At 53.2% G+C, this 16,099-nt stretch carries 17 protein-coding genes, 1 tRNA gene, 1 other RNA gene and 1 pseudogene; 13 read left to right on the top strand and 7 right to left on the bottom strand.

Features of this window, described 5'->3' with window-relative positions:
- Positions 1–32: 32 nt before the first annotated feature.
- Together KGFNPO_RS03980 and KGFNPO_RS03975 are read right to left on the bottom strand one after the other, a co-directional pair.
- Complete coding sequence (locus KGFNPO_RS03980) at positions 33–458, bottom strand: OsmC family protein (RefSeq protein ID WP_472614884.1); 426 nt, start codon at positions 456–458, stop codon at positions 33–35.
- A 233-nt stretch (positions 459–691) separates the two neighbouring features.
- Positions 692–1,672 carry a YihY/virulence factor BrkB family protein gene (locus tag KGFNPO_RS03975; RefSeq protein ID WP_472633199.1) on the bottom strand — a complete coding sequence of 327 codons (981 nt, stop codon included), beginning with the start codon at positions 1,670–1,672 and terminating at the stop codon, positions 692–694.
- A gap of 262 nt (positions 1,673–1,934) precedes the next feature.
- Between KGFNPO_RS03975 and KGFNPO_RS03970 the strand changes: the two genes are divergently transcribed.
- From KGFNPO_RS03970 to KGFNPO_RS03940, 7 genes are all read left to right on the top strand, one after another.
- Positions 1,935–2,759, top strand: coding sequence for a DUF2189 domain-containing protein (locus KGFNPO_RS03970; RefSeq protein WP_472633198.1), 825 nt, complete (start codon positions 1,935–1,937; stop codon positions 2,757–2,759).
- Positions 2,756–2,980: a DUF2788 domain-containing protein gene (locus KGFNPO_RS03965; RefSeq protein ID WP_472614880.1), complete on the top strand. Its 225-nt coding sequence runs from the start codon at positions 2,756–2,758 to the stop codon at positions 2,978–2,980. The genes KGFNPO_RS03970 and KGFNPO_RS03965 overlap by 4 nt, the downstream gene beginning before the upstream one ends.
- A gap of 197 nt (positions 2,981–3,177) precedes the next feature.
- Positions 3,178–3,873, top strand: coding sequence for a hypothetical protein (locus KGFNPO_RS03960; RefSeq protein ID WP_472633197.1), 696 nt, complete (start codon positions 3,178–3,180; stop codon positions 3,871–3,873).
- Between the two features lie 511 nt (positions 3,874–4,384).
- On the top strand, positions 4,385–4,576 hold the full coding sequence (locus KGFNPO_RS03955; RefSeq protein WP_472633196.1) for a hypothetical protein: 192 nt from the start codon (positions 4,385–4,387) through the stop codon (positions 4,574–4,576).
- Positions 4,577–4,804: 228 nt separating this feature from the next.
- Positions 4,805–6,094 carry a c-type cytochrome gene (locus KGFNPO_RS03950; protein WP_472633195.1) on the top strand — a complete coding sequence of 430 codons (1,290 nt, stop codon included), beginning with the start codon at positions 4,805–4,807 and terminating at the stop codon, positions 6,092–6,094.
- Positions 6,095–6,280: 186 nt separating this feature from the next.
- Complete coding sequence (locus KGFNPO_RS03945; protein WP_472633194.1) at positions 6,281–6,979, top strand: dioxygenase family protein; 699 nt, start codon at positions 6,281–6,283, stop codon at positions 6,977–6,979.
- Between the two features lie 90 nt (positions 6,980–7,069).
- The gene (locus KGFNPO_RS03940; protein ID WP_472633193.1) at positions 7,070–7,315 is read left to right on the top strand and encodes a hypothetical protein; all 246 of its coding nucleotides are present in this window, start codon (positions 7,070–7,072) and stop codon (positions 7,313–7,315) included.
- A gap of 8 nt (positions 7,316–7,323) precedes the next feature.
- Here the strand turns inward: KGFNPO_RS03940 and KGFNPO_RS03935 are convergent.
- Positions 7,324–7,440, bottom strand: a pseudogene (locus tag KGFNPO_RS03935) (NAD-dependent epimerase/dehydratase family protein); the annotation flags it as partial.
- A 272-nt stretch (positions 7,441–7,712) separates the two neighbouring features.
- Here KGFNPO_RS03935 and KGFNPO_RS03930 point away from each other — a divergent pair.
- Positions 7,713–8,525: a M90 family metallopeptidase gene (locus KGFNPO_RS03930; RefSeq protein WP_472633192.1), complete on the top strand. Its 813-nt coding sequence runs from the start codon at positions 7,713–7,715 to the stop codon at positions 8,523–8,525.
- 305 nt (positions 8,526–8,830) lie between these two features.
- Here KGFNPO_RS03930 and KGFNPO_RS03925 read toward each other — a convergent pair.
- Positions 8,831–8,906, bottom strand: a tRNA-Asn gene (locus tag KGFNPO_RS03925).
- A 475-nt stretch (positions 8,907–9,381) separates the two neighbouring features.
- Positions 9,382–9,743, bottom strand: a transfer-messenger RNA (tmRNA) gene (gene ssrA / locus KGFNPO_RS03920).
- Between the two features lie 110 nt (positions 9,744–9,853).
- Between ssrA and KGFNPO_RS03915 the strand changes: the two genes are divergently transcribed.
- The gene (locus tag KGFNPO_RS03915) at positions 9,854–10,402 is read left to right on the top strand and encodes a sigma-70 family RNA polymerase sigma factor (protein ID WP_472633191.1); all 549 of its coding nucleotides are present in this window, start codon (positions 9,854–9,856) and stop codon (positions 10,400–10,402) included.
- 59 nt (positions 10,403–10,461) lie between these two features.
- Here the strand turns inward: KGFNPO_RS03915 and KGFNPO_RS03910 are convergent, their stop codons facing one another.
- Complete coding sequence (locus tag KGFNPO_RS03910; RefSeq protein ID WP_472633190.1) at positions 10,462–11,205, bottom strand: Mut7-C RNAse domain-containing protein; 744 nt, start codon at positions 11,203–11,205, stop codon at positions 10,462–10,464.
- An 82-nt stretch (positions 11,206–11,287) separates the two neighbouring features.
- Here KGFNPO_RS03910 and KGFNPO_RS03905 point away from each other — a divergent pair, with 82 nt between their 5' ends.
- Positions 11,288–11,416 (top strand): hypothetical protein, encoded by a 129-nt coding sequence (locus KGFNPO_RS03905; protein WP_472633189.1) that lies wholly within the window; start codon positions 11,288–11,290, stop codon positions 11,414–11,416.
- Positions 11,417–11,847: 431 nt separating this feature from the next.
- Here KGFNPO_RS03905 and KGFNPO_RS03900 read toward each other — a convergent pair whose 3' ends face one another.
- The gene (locus KGFNPO_RS03900; RefSeq protein WP_472633188.1) at positions 11,848–13,278 is read right to left on the bottom strand and encodes an IS1182 family transposase; all 1,431 of its coding nucleotides are present in this window, start codon (positions 13,276–13,278) and stop codon (positions 11,848–11,850) included.
- A gap of 336 nt (positions 13,279–13,614) precedes the next feature.
- On the opposite strand from KGFNPO_RS03900, the gene KGFNPO_RS03895 reads away from it, so the two are divergent.
- The 3 genes from KGFNPO_RS03895 (at position 13,615) to arsD (ending at position 16,086) form a co-directional block, all read left to right on the top strand.
- A complete protein-coding gene (locus KGFNPO_RS03895; RefSeq protein WP_472633187.1) occupies positions 13,615–14,751 on the top strand; it encodes a RelA/SpoT domain-containing protein in 1,137 nt (378 codons plus the stop codon).
- 413 nt (positions 14,752–15,164) lie between these two features.
- Positions 15,165–15,533: an ArsR/SmtB family transcription factor gene (locus KGFNPO_RS03890; protein ID WP_472633186.1), complete on the top strand. Its 369-nt coding sequence runs from the start codon at positions 15,165–15,167 to the stop codon at positions 15,531–15,533.
- 187 nt (positions 15,534–15,720) lie between these two features.
- Positions 15,721–16,086, top strand: coding sequence for an arsenite efflux transporter metallochaperone ArsD (gene arsD, locus KGFNPO_RS03885; protein ID WP_472633185.1), 366 nt, complete (start codon positions 15,721–15,723; stop codon positions 16,084–16,086).
- Positions 16,087–16,099 lie beyond the last annotated feature (13 nt).

The raw sequence follows: 16,099 nt of genomic DNA, 5'->3' as shown, positions 1-16,099 counted from the left end.
GATTGCCCGATAGCCCGACGCACGCGGTTTGTTCAAGGCTCCAATCGTGCATCCATCGTAATGTTTGCCTTCAACAGCTTGGATACAGGACAACCGGTCTTGGCCTTGTTTGCAATTTCCTCGAACTTGGCCTGATCGGCGCCGGGGATTTTTGCCACCACAGTAAGATGGCTGGCAGTGATTTCAAAGCCATCTCCTACCTTTTCGAGAGTCACATCAGCATGCGTTTCGATCTTTTCCGGCGTTAAGCCGGCCTCTCCGAGCATTAAGGACAGCGCCATCGAAAAACAACCGGCATGCGCAGCCCCGATCAACTCCTCCGGATTAGTACCCTTGCCGTTTTCAAACCGCGACTTGAAACCATAAGGCGCTTCGTTGAGAACCCCGGTTTCGGTGGAAATTGTCCCGCCGCCCTCCTTGATGCCGCCCTTCCAGACCGCCCATGCTTTCTTGATCATGATAGCTCCTTGGTGTTGAGAGAAAAGGGCGCTGCTTTTGCAGCACCCGCCTATATGACAGCCGAAGCGGCGAGAAATTGCAAGAATAACGCTTCAATCCTATGCAAATTTGGCCAGCCCCGCGCGTTAGCCAATAGCCCGGTGGGATAAGTGCGAAAGCTGTGCCGCGGTGCAAGAGAGCAGAAGAACAAATCAGCGTGACGACAAACGGTCGTTAAGCTTTAATTTTTAACTTACGGCGCGCCGCTTTCATTTTTCTTAATACGGTCCTCCTGTATCGCCGCTTGCTTGGCCTCGATCATGTTTTCATCAGGCTGGTTTTTTGTCGCCTGGCTGGGAACTTCGGGCGCAGCGGCGGGCACCGGCTGCTTCTTGCGCGATCCAAATGTCAGCGCATAAGCCCAGGTAAATTCCGCGCCCATCAGAAATATTTGGGCCGAGTAGTAGACCCACACCAGCACCACGACCAGCGAACCGGCGGCGCCAAATCCCGAAGTGATGCCGCTTTTGCCGATGTAGAGCCCGATCAGGAATTTGCCGATCGAAAACAGCAGAGCGGTCACGGCGGCGCCGATCCATACGTCCATCCAGTCAACTCGCGCGCGCGGCATGATTTTGTAGATCATGGCAAATACTGTGGTGGTGAATGCGAAGCTGACCAGGAAATTAATCACGTTCGCAAGAATTTCCCAGTCTGTGAACAGTGGTCCCCACAATTTTCCCAGTGCGGCCAGCGCCGCACTGGCCACTAATGACACCATCAATAAGAAGCCGATGCCCATGATCATGCCGAAAGACAGCAGGCGCGCGCGAAGCAAGCTCCAGATTCCGCCTTTGTTTCTTTTGGGCGCGCGCCATATCCGATCCAGCGCATCCTGCAGTTCACCGAACACCGTTGTGGCACCGATCAACAGCAGAATTCCCCCAGCCAGAGTGGCAACGACGCTTTCTGCCGGCTTGTTCACGCTTTCAAGCAAACCCTGCACTGCCTGCGCGCCCTGCTGTCCCATCAGGCCCTGCAACTGCCCGACAATTTCGCCGCGCGCGGCTTCGACGCCGAAGATAAGTCCGGCAATCGAAATCACAATCAGCAATAACGGTGCGATCGAGAACATGGTGTAGTAAGCCAGGGCCGCTCCCATGCTTTGCGCATAGTCGTCGACCCAGGACGAGGCGGCGGCTTTAATCAGTATCCAGATATTTTTCAAGGTCATGACTTTTCACTGAGGTGATCAATAAGTCATGATTTTACCTATATTCGCTGTTTTCGCTTTACACCAATCTGCCTTCATAAAGTGGCAGTGCAATGTTTGAATTTCCGGCTGGCAAAGTAAAATTGATGCATCCTTGGATAACGAATCAGGATCGCAGACACGGCGCGCTATCAGTATCGCTATCAATCCGTATACCATAGGCGACTTGCCTTGGATCAAGTGTTCTGTACATGCCTACTTCCCTCTAAAACACAAAACCATCATGCCAATCACCTTCCCGACCCAAGCTCCTGCCGTGCGCACCATACCGCTGTTGCGGCCTTTGCAATGGCTGATCCTGGCCTGGCGCGATATTGCGCGTTGCCCGCTGTTGAGCATCACGCATGGCTTGGCAGTTGCGCTGTTCGGTGCGCTGTTGACGGCAATTGCACACGACCGCTTCTGGTTGCTGGCCGGTGCCTTTTCCGGTTTTTTGCTGGTGGCGCCGGTGCTGGCGACCGGGCTGTATGCGCTGAGTCGTGCGCTGGAGCGCGGCGCACCGGCCAATGCCCAGTGTGTGCTGCGTATTTGGCTGCAATGGCGCACGCCTGACGGTGCGCGCGAGGGTGTGCGCGATACCCGGCTGGTGCGTTTCGGTTTGTTGCTGGCGCTGGCGGGAACCGGCTGGGTCATGACTTCGGCGGCATTGGTGATTTCGTTTGCGCCGCAGCCCATCGCCAGCCCGATGGATTTTGTGCATTTGGTGGTGCTGGCGCCCGACAATTATTTATTTGAATTATGGCTGCTACTTGGCGGCGTCATGGCGGCGCCGGTTTTCGCCTCCAGCGTGGTGACCATGCCATTGCTGCTGGACCGGAAAATCAGCGTGATGGATGCGGTTCTGACCAGCTGGAGAGTGATTCTGGCCAACCCGGCGCCGATGGCGTTATGGGCCGGGCTGATCATGGGTTTTACCTTGCTCGGACTGGCATCGCTGCTGCTGGGCCTGATTCTGCTCATTCCCCTGCTCGGCCACGCCAGTTGGCATGCTTATCGCGACCTGGTGCAAGCTGCCGCCCCTGATATCAACAATGGAGAGCACTCTTGACCGGTACAGTATTCGGCTTCACGGAAGCCCAGATCGCCAATTTTGGCCTGACCTTTGGCGTGGGCGCTTTTATGCTCTACATGCTGTTCATCATCGGCCAGCTTGCATGGCAAGCCAAGGCCGGACGCTTTGGTGCTTTTGTGCTATTCCTCGGCCTGGCGTTTGGGATGGTGGGATTTGTAGCCAAATACATCATTCAATGGGCGCTTGGCATCAAATAATGTGCGACGCAGGGATCAGGGCTGGAAGGCGCAATTCGTAGCCCGACAGAAAGCTGCAAGACCCGACGCTTGCGCCAGCACTCCAAGGCGCGCGTCGCTGGCTTTCGGCTTGCAATTAAAACCACATCGCCTAGACTGAAAACCTGTGCAGGCGCTGCCGGCACAGCATAATCCCGAAAAATAACAGGAGACCAACCATGCGCACTCCAATCAGATTATCGCTACTTGCCTGCGCCGCTGCCGGCCTCGCTGTCGGCCTTTTAACAGCTTGCTCGCAGATGCAAAGCTCGGCAAGAGGCCCGGACCAAAGCCCGATGACGTTCTTCGTCAGCAGCAGCAACCCCGGCAACGGTGCCGATCTGGGCGGCCTGGCGGGTGCCGATCGGCATTGCCAGACGCTGGCCAAAGCAGCAGGTGCCGGCAGCCATAGCTGGCATGCCTACCTCAGCACCAGCGCCACTGCCGCTGCGCCCGCAGTCAATGCGCGCGACCGCATCGGCACCGGGCCGTGGCAAAACGCCAAGGGTGTGGTGATTGCCGGCAGCGTTGATGCGCTGCACAGCAACAATAAAATTAACAAGCAGACGGCTCTGACTGAAACAGGCGAGGTGATCAATGGCCGGGGCGATACGCCCAACATGCACGACATCCTGACCGGGTCCCAGCCCGACGGACAGGCTTTTGCGGGCGATGCAGACATGACCTGCGGCAACTGGACCAAGAGCGGCGGCGAAGGCGTGGCCATGCTCGGCCATCATGACCGCATCGGCCTGAAGGACGACGATGCCTCCAAATCGTGGAACGCATCCCACCCGTCCAGGGGCGGCTGCAGCCTCGATGCGCTGCGCAGCACCGGCGGCGCGGGCTTGCTGTATTGTTTTGCGGTCAGGTAAGACCGTAAGGCGTCAATAGCGCAGCGTATTGCGCCCCCATGTTCTTATACATACATCAAAGTGTATTTTTAAAGACGCAACAAAAACGTGCGTAAAACTAGCTGTTTTAGCTTATACCCACTGTTTTTGATGTTAGGCCGCTTGGGACGCAGCCGTTTGTGTGCTGCAGAAAATGGATCAGAAATGAAGGCTGTTTGAGCGTAGCGAGTTCCTTCATTTCCCATTTTCTGCAGCACACAAACGGGTACCCGAAGGGCAAGTCTGCGGTCGCCTTTCTTTTGCTTACTTTTCTTTGGCGAAGCAAAGAAAAGTGAGTAGCTGTCGGGCTACCCCCGACAAAGCATCCACGAAGAGTACAGCGATTAATTAAGTCGTCGACTTTGCAATCACCCTCTCCCCAACCCTCTCCCGCAAGCGGGCGAGGGGGTATTCATAGCGGGGTGAACAGTTACAAAACAACAGCATCGCATCTTGTGCATTTTGCTGCCCGGCCGGTTGCCCGGCGCATTACTTGCGCATCGCAATGGACGCGCTCGGCGGCCTGCAATCGCTGGGCCGCAAGGTCGGTGCGATCTCGCATCTGCCGGAAATGAAAATGCCTCCCTTTCCGGCAAACATGCCTAATACACAATCAACCTATACAAAACCATTTGTGTCAACTATTCTGGAAAACAGCCCCCTGCTTTATTTAAAAGGCCGCTAGTGTGCCAGCCACTGCAAAAGCGACGTGCGTGTCGTCGCGTTTCATCATCTGGCGCTGGGATACTGGAGACGCAGACAACCATCCGGCTTTGCATGGATGGTTCGAGCGGGGGGTCAATGTCCAAGAGCAACCGCGTTCCGCTAAAAATGGTGTGGTGATGCATCATCGTGCAAGCGGATCTGTCAGTTGCAGCCGGTTTGCACCAGATCGCCAATCAGGAGAATGGTTATGGAATATTCCAGCAGATCCAGAGTGAGTCGCATCAAACGCTTAGTTCCCGCAGATCGTCAGTACAAACTGCTGCTGATCGGTGCCGCCAGCCTCGCTTCTGCCGTGCTAAGCGGCTGTGGCGGTGACCACGACAGAGCCGAGAGTACGAGTACGACACCAGATCCTGCGGTGGTGGCACAGGGCAAGACCATCTTCCGCTTCGACACCTTTGGCGACGAAACGCAATGGACCGATACGCTGCGCCTGCATGAAGTGATCCGCACAGCGGTCAGTCCCGTGACTGCGCTGACCGTATTTGGCTTGAAAGTGGATTCGGAGGTCTTGCCGCCAACCCTGGTACGGGGAATACAGAACGGTACTGTTGACCTGAATAGCCCGGCCACCACGGTTGCTTTGCTGAAGCTGAACGCAGTGGTTGGAGTCCAGGGCAAGGTCGAAACCATCAATGGCAAGGACACGCTGACCCGGGTAGGCGTCACCTGCGCGCTATGCCATTCAACCGTCGACAATTCGTTCGCGCCCGGTATCGGAAAACGGCTGGATGGATGGCCCAATCGGGATCTCGATCCAGGCGCCATTATTGCCTCGTCACCGGCGCTCGATATCGCCAAGAAAGCAGTCTATCTCTCCTGGGGCAAGGGCAAGTACGATCCGCGCTTCAATCAGGATGGCTTTAATGGCCCGCAGGTGATTCCTCCCGCATATGGATTAAAAGGCATTCATCGCATCACATCCACCGGCGATGGCGAAGATTTGGCCTATTGGAACCGTTATGTAGGCGTCACGCAAATGGGTGGACACGGCACATTCTCCGATGCGCGCATTGGCGTCAAAGGCGTCAATGTAACCAATGGCAGCGACGATCTGATCAGTTCGAAGTTGCCCGCATTGCAGGCGTATCAGCTGACATTGACTGCGCCGCCGGCACCGGCCAACAGTTTTGATGCGACTGCTGCAGCCCGCGGCAAGCTTGTCTTCAACGCGGCTGGGAAATGCGCGACTTGCCATCGTGGGACCGAGTTCACCGATGCCAATTTCCGGCTCCATCCTATTAGCGATGTGGTGAGTGAGCCGGAACCAAACGGTGCGCCGAGCTACGCTTCACGCAGCGCAACCAAACAGTACCGCACCGCACCGTTGCGTGGGGTGTGGCAGCATGCCCCGTATTTCCACAATGGCACTGCCGCAACGCTGGAGGCGGTGGTCCAGACCTACGACACGAAAAAAGCGCTGGGCCTGACACCGGCTGAAGCATCCGATCTGGCGCAGTATCTGAAATCCTTGTGAGCAGGTTGCAGCTAGCGCCGGGTTGATGCTTTCAGCAGGAAACCCGGCGCGCGAACAGTTTGTTCATTGCAGTTTCCCTTGTTATTAGTGAATAGTGGCCCTGGCATCCAGTGTCTCGACATGGCTGCAACTTCAATGGCCTTTCCGACTCCCACACATTGCGTGAACAATCAAGGAGAAGCTGCGATGCCCGACGCCGAAACCGCACGATCCGAACCAGGCCTGCCGCGCGATGGTGATGCGGGCAAGAATAAACGCCGCATCATGTTGCACCGTTTGTTGCTCGGCGCGCTGGCTTGCAGTGCGCCGCAGTCATGGGCACAAGGCCTGAGCATGACACCGGCGCAGACGGAAGGACCGTTTTATCCCGACCGGCTGCCGCTCGATCAGGATAACGACTTGACCATCATTGCAGGGCGCAAGACGCCGGCTAAGGGCGAGATTACCGAATTGACCGGGCGCATTCTGGATCTGCAAGGCAATCCCCTGCGCGGGGTGATGATTGAAATCTGGCAGGTCGACCACAACGGTCATTACATCCATTCGGCCGACGCCAGCGCCAGAAACGATGCCAACTTCCAGGGTTTTGGCCGCTTTGAGACCGGCCGCAGCGGCGAATACCGCTTCCGCACCATCAAGCCGGTGCCGTATCCGGGGCGCACGCCGCATATCCACGTCAAGTTGCACAGGGGCGGCCGCGAATTGCTGACCACCCAGTTATATGTGCAAGGCCACACTTTAAACGAGCGCGACGGCGTATTGCGCACCATCCGCGACTCCAAACAACGCGCTGCAGTGCTGGTACCGTTTTTACCCAACCCGGCACATCCGGGCGAACTTGCCGCACGCTTTGATATAGTGCTGGGATTGACGCCTGAGGCTTGATATCGTGCAATATGCAGTCCAATGCTGCCATTTCAGGGGATCGATAAAAGTCCACAGCATTCACCATTACCACTGGATTGCACACACACCATGGATGACTTGAATACTCTTGGATCTCTTGGGCTGACACTGCCCAGCCCGGCATACCTGCTGGGCGCAATCGTCTTTGGCATCATCGGCATTGCCGCCTATCGCTATGGCAAAAAAACTTATAACAGCACTCCGAAATGGATCGGAATCGGCCTGATGCTTTATCCATATGCGGTATCGCAGACTTGGCTGCTGTATCTGATTGGCGTCGGTCTGTGTGCTGGGCTGTATTTTTTTCGCGAATAAATTTTCTCGGCAGTGATCTCGGCATACGAAGCCTGGCCGTTTTCAACGTAATAGAACGATCCGGCCGGCGCTTTCTGGAGCGCCAGCAAATACAGTTCGACTACATCGTCGATATGCACGTTGGACCGTACGTACATTATTGCCCGCAAAGTGCAACGTTTTAACATATACATAAACGTGTATTTTTAGTATGTGCTTTATTTATATGCGGAAATATACATATTTTAAGTTATACCCCCCTATTTTTAATAGATTAAAACAGAATCGCCTCATTGAAAATGCAGCTTCGCGCCGACTCTTGCTTTTCGCTTTGCCTGTCCCATCTATCATTGGTTCAGCAGATCAAGAGGAAATCCATGAATACGACAATAAACGACACAGAAAATCGGGCCGTGTAATGGCGTTCATTCTGCTGATGGTGCTGTTGATAGTCGGGATCGGGCTGCTGTTCTGGCTGCCGAAATATCGCTTGCAACTTGCACTTGCGCGCCCTTTTCCGCGTCGTTACGCAAAAATTCTGCGCGAGAATATACCAGTCTATAACCGCATGCCGGCCGATCTGCAGTTACAGTTAAAGCGCCTGATACAACAATTTTTGCACCAGAAAAAGTTTGTCGGATGCGATGGCTTGACCATCACCAACGAAATCAAACTCACGATTGCCGGCAAGGCATGTCTGCTGCTGCTCAATCGCCCCACGCTGCTGTATCCCGCGCTCTCTTTTGTGCTGGTGTATCCATCGGCTTTCGTGGTGCAGCATGCCGAGCTCGCTGCCGGCGGACTGGTCACGCATCGCAATCAAACCTTGCTGGGCGAATCCTGGAGCGATGATCGCGTGATCCTGGCATGGGATCACATCCAGCGCAGTAACGCTGAACGTGAGCCGGGCCACGATGTGGTGCTGCATGAGTTCGCGCATCAACTCGACAGCGAATCCGGCAGCACGAATGGCGCGCCGTATTTGGTCAGCAAGGCGCGTTATGCGCGCTGGTCAACGATTTTTTTGCAAGAGTTTGCTCTGTTGCAAAAGTCTGCGCAGCATCATTCAGCGAGCGTCATCGATCACTATGGCGCGACCAATCCGGCAGAATTTTTTGCGGTGGCGACCGAGGCTTTTTTTGAAAAATCCGTGGCGCTGGGCCAAGAGCACCCGGCCCTGTTTGCTGCGCTCAGAGAGTATTACTGCGTTGATCCACGTGAATGGCAGTGAGTGCGCCATTTTGAAATAATCGATCGGCAGGCGCAGCGTAATGGTGGTCAAAGACAAGCGTCCCGGGACTGGCGTGCTGAAGAACAACTACTTGCTCTGCAAGAAACCTACGGACTAATAGGCGAAGCGTTCAATGCATGGTGTCGTGAGCCACGCATAACCTTGGAGTCTGAAAATTGTGCTTGATATTGGAATGAACCGCGCTTGCGGATTTGTGAAATTGCAGCCTACTGGTTGGAAACCCAATGGTGCAAAACTGTAAACTGATAAGGGCCGAGCATCATAGCCCGACCCTTTGTTTATTCTGGCTCCCCGACCAGGACTCGAACCTGGGACCTGCGGATTAACAGTCCGTCGCTCTACCAACTGAGCTATCAGGGAATTGCCGCTTGTTTTTGATATTACCATCAGAATCAAAGCAAGCCTTAGATTATAACAGGCGTTAATTAAGATGCACCCAATTTTTATTGGGTTTGTTTGCGTTAAGCAGTAATGTCCCATTTTGGGTAAAAGGCGCATGACCATGATGAGGCAAATAGGCAATAAAAAAATACCGCAAACAACTATTGGCTCAATTATTAGCTAGTGAGCTTGGTCAGTTTTTTCATGATTTTTAAACCTGCAAAGATGACGCCGCCGGACCTGTTGCTTTGTCCTCGTCCCATTTTTTGTAGACGCGAGGTCCTTACTTGCCATCAGCTTTACTATATTCAAAACAGCAGGCACAAGAAAACAGCAAAATAGCCCAGACGGGCGACAACCTGGACATGACAGGTAGTTGACCAATAAAAAGCCCACATTCTCTGGAGAGAAATGCGGGCTTTTGGATTTCTATGGACTTCTTGAAACGAATATTTGGTGGAGGCGGCGGGAATCGAACCCGCGTCCAGAAGTACTCTACAGACAGTTCTACATACTTAGTGCTGCCATTTGATTTAATCCGTACGCCGCGGACGCACACGCTGCGTAAAGACGAGTCGCCTATTATTTAGCAACTGGCCAAGCGACCCGGCCGATTGCGATTCCTTGTGAATGACTCTACTGCTGTTGCCAGCCCACCCCAAGGAAGAGGTGGTGTAGAGCTAACCGGTTATTAAGCGGCTAGTGCGTACGAGTTATCGTTTGCAGTTGTGTTTTTTCTGGATGTATTTACGAGGTAACCAGTCCTCGGTATGCCCTGCGCTGCTTTGCAACCCCTGTCGAAACCAGGTCGCCCCCAATACAGAACTTGTATTGTAGCGTAGTAGTTGGCATCTCGCTGACTGGTTTCAAGAGCCGATGGCAAAAGAAAAACTACTCGGATTCTTCGCCGATGCAAAACAATAGGGATGCTCTCCATGGTCACGGCTTGCATCAAAACCGAAACCGCTTCGATACTCAGTCTGCAATATCGAGTTCCCCAGCCCATGATTGGACGAATTTTTTCTAACATCAACAATCATCAATACGTGACACTGGCCGACAATGGGGATGGCAAGGCGTTTTCGGAGCTTGTTGCGCATTATCAGGATCGTATTTATCGCTTTCTGGTGCGCCTGACGTGCGCGCCGGATGCTGCGTTGGATTTGGCACAGGACACTTTTTTGCGGGCTTATCAAAATCTGGCGCGCTGGCGTCCCGATGCGCTGTTCAAGACCTGGCTGTTCCGGATCACGCGCAATATTGCATTCGACCGCTTGCAGCGTGAAGAACGAGTGATTTTCGTCGTTGCCCACATTGAAAGTGATCCAGCTTCCCAGTCCGATCACCGGCAAGACTTCGCCGCAGGGGCGGATCGGCCGGGTGAATATCGCCTGTCGCGGCGTCGCGGCGTCGCGGATGTAAAGGCTGCTGCATGGAAACACTCCGTTCAATATCCTGCATACCACTGCACTTGAGACCATGATTTGAATAGCTGCCTGCATGAGGAGTTGAGGAGTTCCGCAGGACGCCTTGATCAGCGTGGCAGCGCGATGTCATCCAGCAACGCGTGCATGCGCTGCCAGTGCGAACCTTGCCAAAATATGCGCTGGCAAGCATCGCAGGTGCTGAAATGGTCATAAAATGCGCGCGTGTTCGGCGGAATCCGCTGCAGCACCAGCGCCTTGTCGATCGCATGCAATCGCGTGTTGCAATGCAGGCATAGCGTGAACGGCCGCGCGCTGCGCCCCAGGTCCAGGCGTTCGAACAGTTCGCGCAATTGCTGCACCGGCTTTAGCGTATGCAGGTAGCAGCCGTGCGTGATCGAGCGGCGCTTGAGCAGATCGCGATCGCGGCTGAGCACGATGCGGCCTTCCCGGGCGGCGATGGTTTCAATTTCGCTGTCGTCAAAGCTGTTGTCATAGAGCGTGTCGAAACCGGCCATCCGCAGCAGACGCGCCAGCCCGCCCAGATGGGCATCGGCGACGAAGCGCATGATGCGCAGCGGAGTGTCGCGCACCCGCAGCAAAGGGCTGACGTCGAACGTCTCGAACTTGGGATAAACCGCCACCCGGTCGCCCTCCTCCAGCATCCGCTCAAAACCGACCGACTCGCCGTTGACCAGCACCAGCTCGACTTCGGTGTGCGGGACGCCGAGTGCTTCGATCATGTGCTTGACCGTTGCCGACTGCGCACACGGACAATCGAATGTCTGCCGGCGCCGCTCGGGAGCCAGGAAGTCGTTCAATTCTTGATAGAAGCGGAATGTTGCGGTGACCATTGCGCCAGCCTGCCATTCAGGAAACTGCTTTTAATCATAGTGCGCCTGTAAAAAGACAGCGCAAAGCGAGGAAGGCCGAAGCTTGATTGCGTCCACCGGCAAGCGCAGTCCTGAAATGCTGGCATATGCTATTGGCGGCAACCCTGCCCGCTCCGGCACGCTACCAGGATTAAAACATACTCCACCATTGTATTTTTTAAATACCAATTAAAATATGCGGTAGAGTGGTTTTTATTAACGATACTCCATCTTAAATTGCATGAATTTCCAAGACGGTTAATTGCTCCAGGAGCCGTTCCGGCTGCGCGATAAGCCCCTACGTCGCGGCTCTTGCAACGACGACCGGCTGATCGGCTGCCGGGCATCGAAATCTGGCACAGCACGCAAGTGCAACTCATGCAGACGTGTTGATCAACTTGTTATTGGATTTGTGATGAATGGCTGTTACCGGCCGAGGCTGTGTCAAAACGCAAGATACGCGCAAAAGGCTGCGCAGAATGCATTTGTATCTTGACCAACGCCACAACAGCCACGCCTGGTAATCAATTTGGCAAATATCGTTGGAAATGGTTTTTCGAAATTCAAGCAAAGAATGGCTGCCATTCGTTCAATTGAACGGGGTTTGTGAAGTAAAAAAGGCCTTCAGGCCCGCATCGCCTGCATCAATGGGCCAATACCCACGATTTTCATCATGCGCTTCATGTTGTACGCTAGCACATGCAAACTCATCTCGGTACTGACGTGCTCCAGTGTCTTTGTCAGGAAATGCGTCGCCCCCATCCAAGCTTTGAGCGTACCAAACGTATGCTCGACGGTTTGCTTACGCACCACCATCGTGTCGGGCGCATTTTCCAGGCGCACTTGCATGGCATCGAGTACCGCTTCATGCTCCCAGCGCTTGACGCGCCGTTCCGTGCTTGGTGTGCACTTCGCTTTCAATGGACATGTTTGGCATCCTGAACTCCAGTACGTGTTGAGTTTCCTGCCTTGTTCGATAGACGCATAACGGTGGATTAACTGCTGTCCCGCAGGGCACCGATATTCATCCTTGTCGGCCAGATAAATGAATTCTTTCTTGTCGAATAGCCCTTTCGCTTTATTGTTGGAAGTGAGCGATTTGGGAACGAGTGCCGTAATGCCGGCCTCATGACAGGCCAGAATTTCTTCGCCTTTGTAGTAACCGCGGTCTGCCAGGGCGGTGAGTTCTTTGGTGCCCATCGCTATACGCGCTTGCTTGGCCATCGTTGACAGTTGGCTGCGGTCGCTGCCAACATTGGTCACTTCGTGTGCGACGATAAGATGGTGTTCGGTGTCAACCGCTGTCTGAACGTTGTAACCGACAATGCCGGTGCCTCTGGTCTTCATTGATCGCGCATCGGGATCAGTCAGCGAGATTTGTTTGTCCGGCGCCGCATTCATCTGCATTTCGAGTTCTTTGAGTTGCTGCATTTTTTCCTTCAGTGCAGCAATCTTCTCGTTCAACCGGACTGTCTTGGCAAGGACGAGCGCAGGTTCTTCCCGGTCTGCGGTGTCGAGCACAGCGAGGTAGCGATTGATGCTGTCCTCGATCTGCTGCATACGACGTTCCATCTTTGCAGAGGTAAAGTTCTTATCTCGATTGTTGACCGCTTTGAACTTGCTGCCGTCGATGGCGACGGTCGCCTGTGAGAACAAATCGAGCTGGCGGCACAGGTCAACAAACTGACGGCACACGCTGCGAATCGCTTTGCCATTGTCCTTGCGAAATCGGGCAATCGTTTTGAAGTCCGGCATCAACCGGGAGATCAACCACATCAACTCGACATTGCGTTGTGTTTCCAACTCAAGGCGTCGCGTTGATTGAATGCGATTAAGGTAGCCGTAAATATAGATTTTGAGGAGCGTGGATGGATGATAAGAAGGTCGGCCTGTGACCTCTGGTTCAACCCCGCCGAAACCAAGCTTGCCGAGATCAAGTTGATCAACGAAGACGTCAATCACGCGCACCGCATTATTCTCTGTGACGTAATCATCCAGTAGCTCGGGCAGGAGTGTGCCCTGGGTTCGATCTTCACCTTGAACAAAACGCCCCATGTAGATACCCCAACGTTGAATGCGATATTCATATAACGTTTGAAGACTGGTTTTGTTTACACGTAGGACGCTGCAATCGGAGTATTTTTAATAATATTTCATGCGTTTTGACACAGCCTCGGCCAGAAGCGGCCATTCGGCATTCCCGTGAAAACAATATTGCTTTGATAGTTTTTTCGTGACAGCATGCGCTAGATTGATCGCTGAGCATATATTAGCGAATGTATATGAATGGTTGTTAATTTGTTACTTTCGTGCAGTATCACTATACTGCACGTCAAGGCATAAAAATGGACCATAAGGGCGCTATCAGCACATAAATTTTCGGACCTCGGAATGCAAAATCCACAGATAATTAAAGAACTCCCAGATTTTCCGGGAGGCTCAAAGTCTCGAGTGAACAAAGCCGGCAAAAACGTCCGCGCCAACATCGCCACTGAAGATGATCTCCTCGTTATTGAAGAATGGCGCGCGGCACATCGTGCCGTCCTAAATACCTTTCAGGCGATTCTTCACCAACGTGCTCGAAATAAAAACATTACAGTCGCGCAGAGACATAAGCGAAAAAAGACCGTATTCGATAAGTTAATGCGGCAACCAAGAATGAACTTGTCGCGAATGGATGATGTAGCTGGTTGCCGCCTAATTTTCAAGAACACTCGAGAGCTTTACGAATTTCGAGAAGACGTTCACAAAGCCCGTTTTAGACATAAACGTCGCAATGACGCTGATAAATATGACTATATAAAATCGCCGAAGTCGACTGGATATCGCGGAATCCATGACGTCTATGAATACGACGTCAATTCCGATGTTGGGAAGCGATTAACAGGCCTCTATGTCGAAATCCAATACCGAACACTCGTCCAGCATGCATGGGCGACTGCAAATGAGGTGTTAGGATTTATTACAGAGAGTCAGCCAAAATTTCAAAGAGGCGACGAAAGAATAACAACCGCAATGACGCTTGCCAGTGAAATCTTGGCTAGAGCGCATGAGGCTTCGAAAGGATATCTTCCAAATCTTGACGACCGCATATTGGTCGAAAAATTTCTTACAGCTGAAAAGGATATCGGACTGTTAAGGATGCTTCGTGGGCTCAATCCGGAAAACGAGGCTGAAACTAAGAATAAGAATACAATCCTAATTTTCAAAGATGGCGAGCCTTTAGAACTTAAGTCCTTCCGCGACGCGCCAGATGCCTTGCGAGAGCTCTTTATGCTTGAGAACGAACACCCTGATTGGGATATCGTACTAGTACGCGCAGAATCGAGTACCGAAGTCCGCCTGGCATTTAAAAATTACTTTTCTGACGCTCGAGACTTTATAAGGCTAATTGAAACTGGATGTACAAAGTTAACTCGGACCAAAAATATTTTAGATGTATATAAACCTAAACCGCATTGGACTAAGAGAAAAAGAGTCGCTAACTCAAAAGGTCCTAAAGCTCACAAAGAATGGTGGAATAAGTAACGCTATGTTTGCTTTTGTTCTGCATTATCGGCCGCTTTGGAAAAACATGACCGGCAGCATTGGGTCGATTGCAGTCAATCACCTAGCCTGATCAAACCCCGGCCACTGCACGTCCCACCCGCCGTGATGCATGGCGAATCAGCTGCATCACACTCGGCTGCATGATTTTGGCCTTGTCGAACCGCTCAACAACTGCTGGCAGCCGTCTGCCACACTAAAAAATATACAACCAACTGTATTTTTAAAAGACCAATTAAACAATGCGGTAAAGCATTATTTTTTACTGATACTCCCAGTTAAATTGTACCAAACTGACGGCGCATCTAACCGCCGACGGGCCCTGCCCTGGCCGCAATCCGACCCATTGTTTTTATACTTCAACTATTGTTGAATAGTCGTCGTATAATCGCCGCATGGATAAAAACACTGCAACCACCGTCTTCGAATCTCTGGCTTCCGGCATCCGGCTCGATGTGTACCGGCTGCTGGTGCGCGTCGGCCCGGCGGGTCTGGTCGCCGGCGAAATCGCCAGCGCGCTGGATATTGCGCCGACCAATTTGTCGTTTCACCTGAAGGCGCTGACGCAGGCCAATTTACTGAGTTCGACCCAGGAAGGCCGCTTCCAGCGCTACCGCGCAAATATGCCGCTGATGCAGGAACTGATCACTTATCTGACCGAGGAATGCTGCGCCGGACATCCGGAACAGTGCGCGGTCGGGTGCGATACGCCGCTGTGCGCCGAGTGTGACGCGGTTCCGGCTGCATCAAACCCGATTACGTAACCGATGATACGCACCGCACATGTAAGACATGAAAAGCATTGTCCACGAAAGACACGAAAAGCACGAAAGGAAGCATCAAACCTCCTTTCGGAGGTTACAAAGAGGTTTGTTCGTGTCTTTCGTGTTTTTCATGGACTGAATTTTTTGTACGCAAGTCCTGCTCCCTGTTTTTCAAAAGAGGCTTTCCATGACCACAATTCAAATTTTTGATCCCGCCCTATGCTGCAGCAGCGGCGTATGCGGCACTGACATCGATCAGGCGCTGGTGAATTTTTCATCCGACATCGACTGGGCGATGAAAAATGGCGCGCAGGTCGAGCGCTTCAATCTGGCGCAACAACCGCTGGCGTTTGCCGAAAATGCAGTGGTCAAAGGCTTTTTGCAGCGCTCCGGGGCCGAAGCTTTGCCGCTGATTCTGGTCGATGGCGAAGTCGCGCTGGCCGGGCGTTATCCACTGCGCGCCGAGTTGGCGCGCTGGGCCGGTATCACGATCACTACGGCGACTGAAGAAAAAACGGCGGGTAGCTGCTGCAGCGGCAACCGTTGCTGCTGATGGGAACGCCGAT

Source organism: Gelidimonas diazotrophica (genome assembly GCF_055694025.1).
This window is presented reverse-complemented; position numbering and strand designations above follow the sequence as displayed.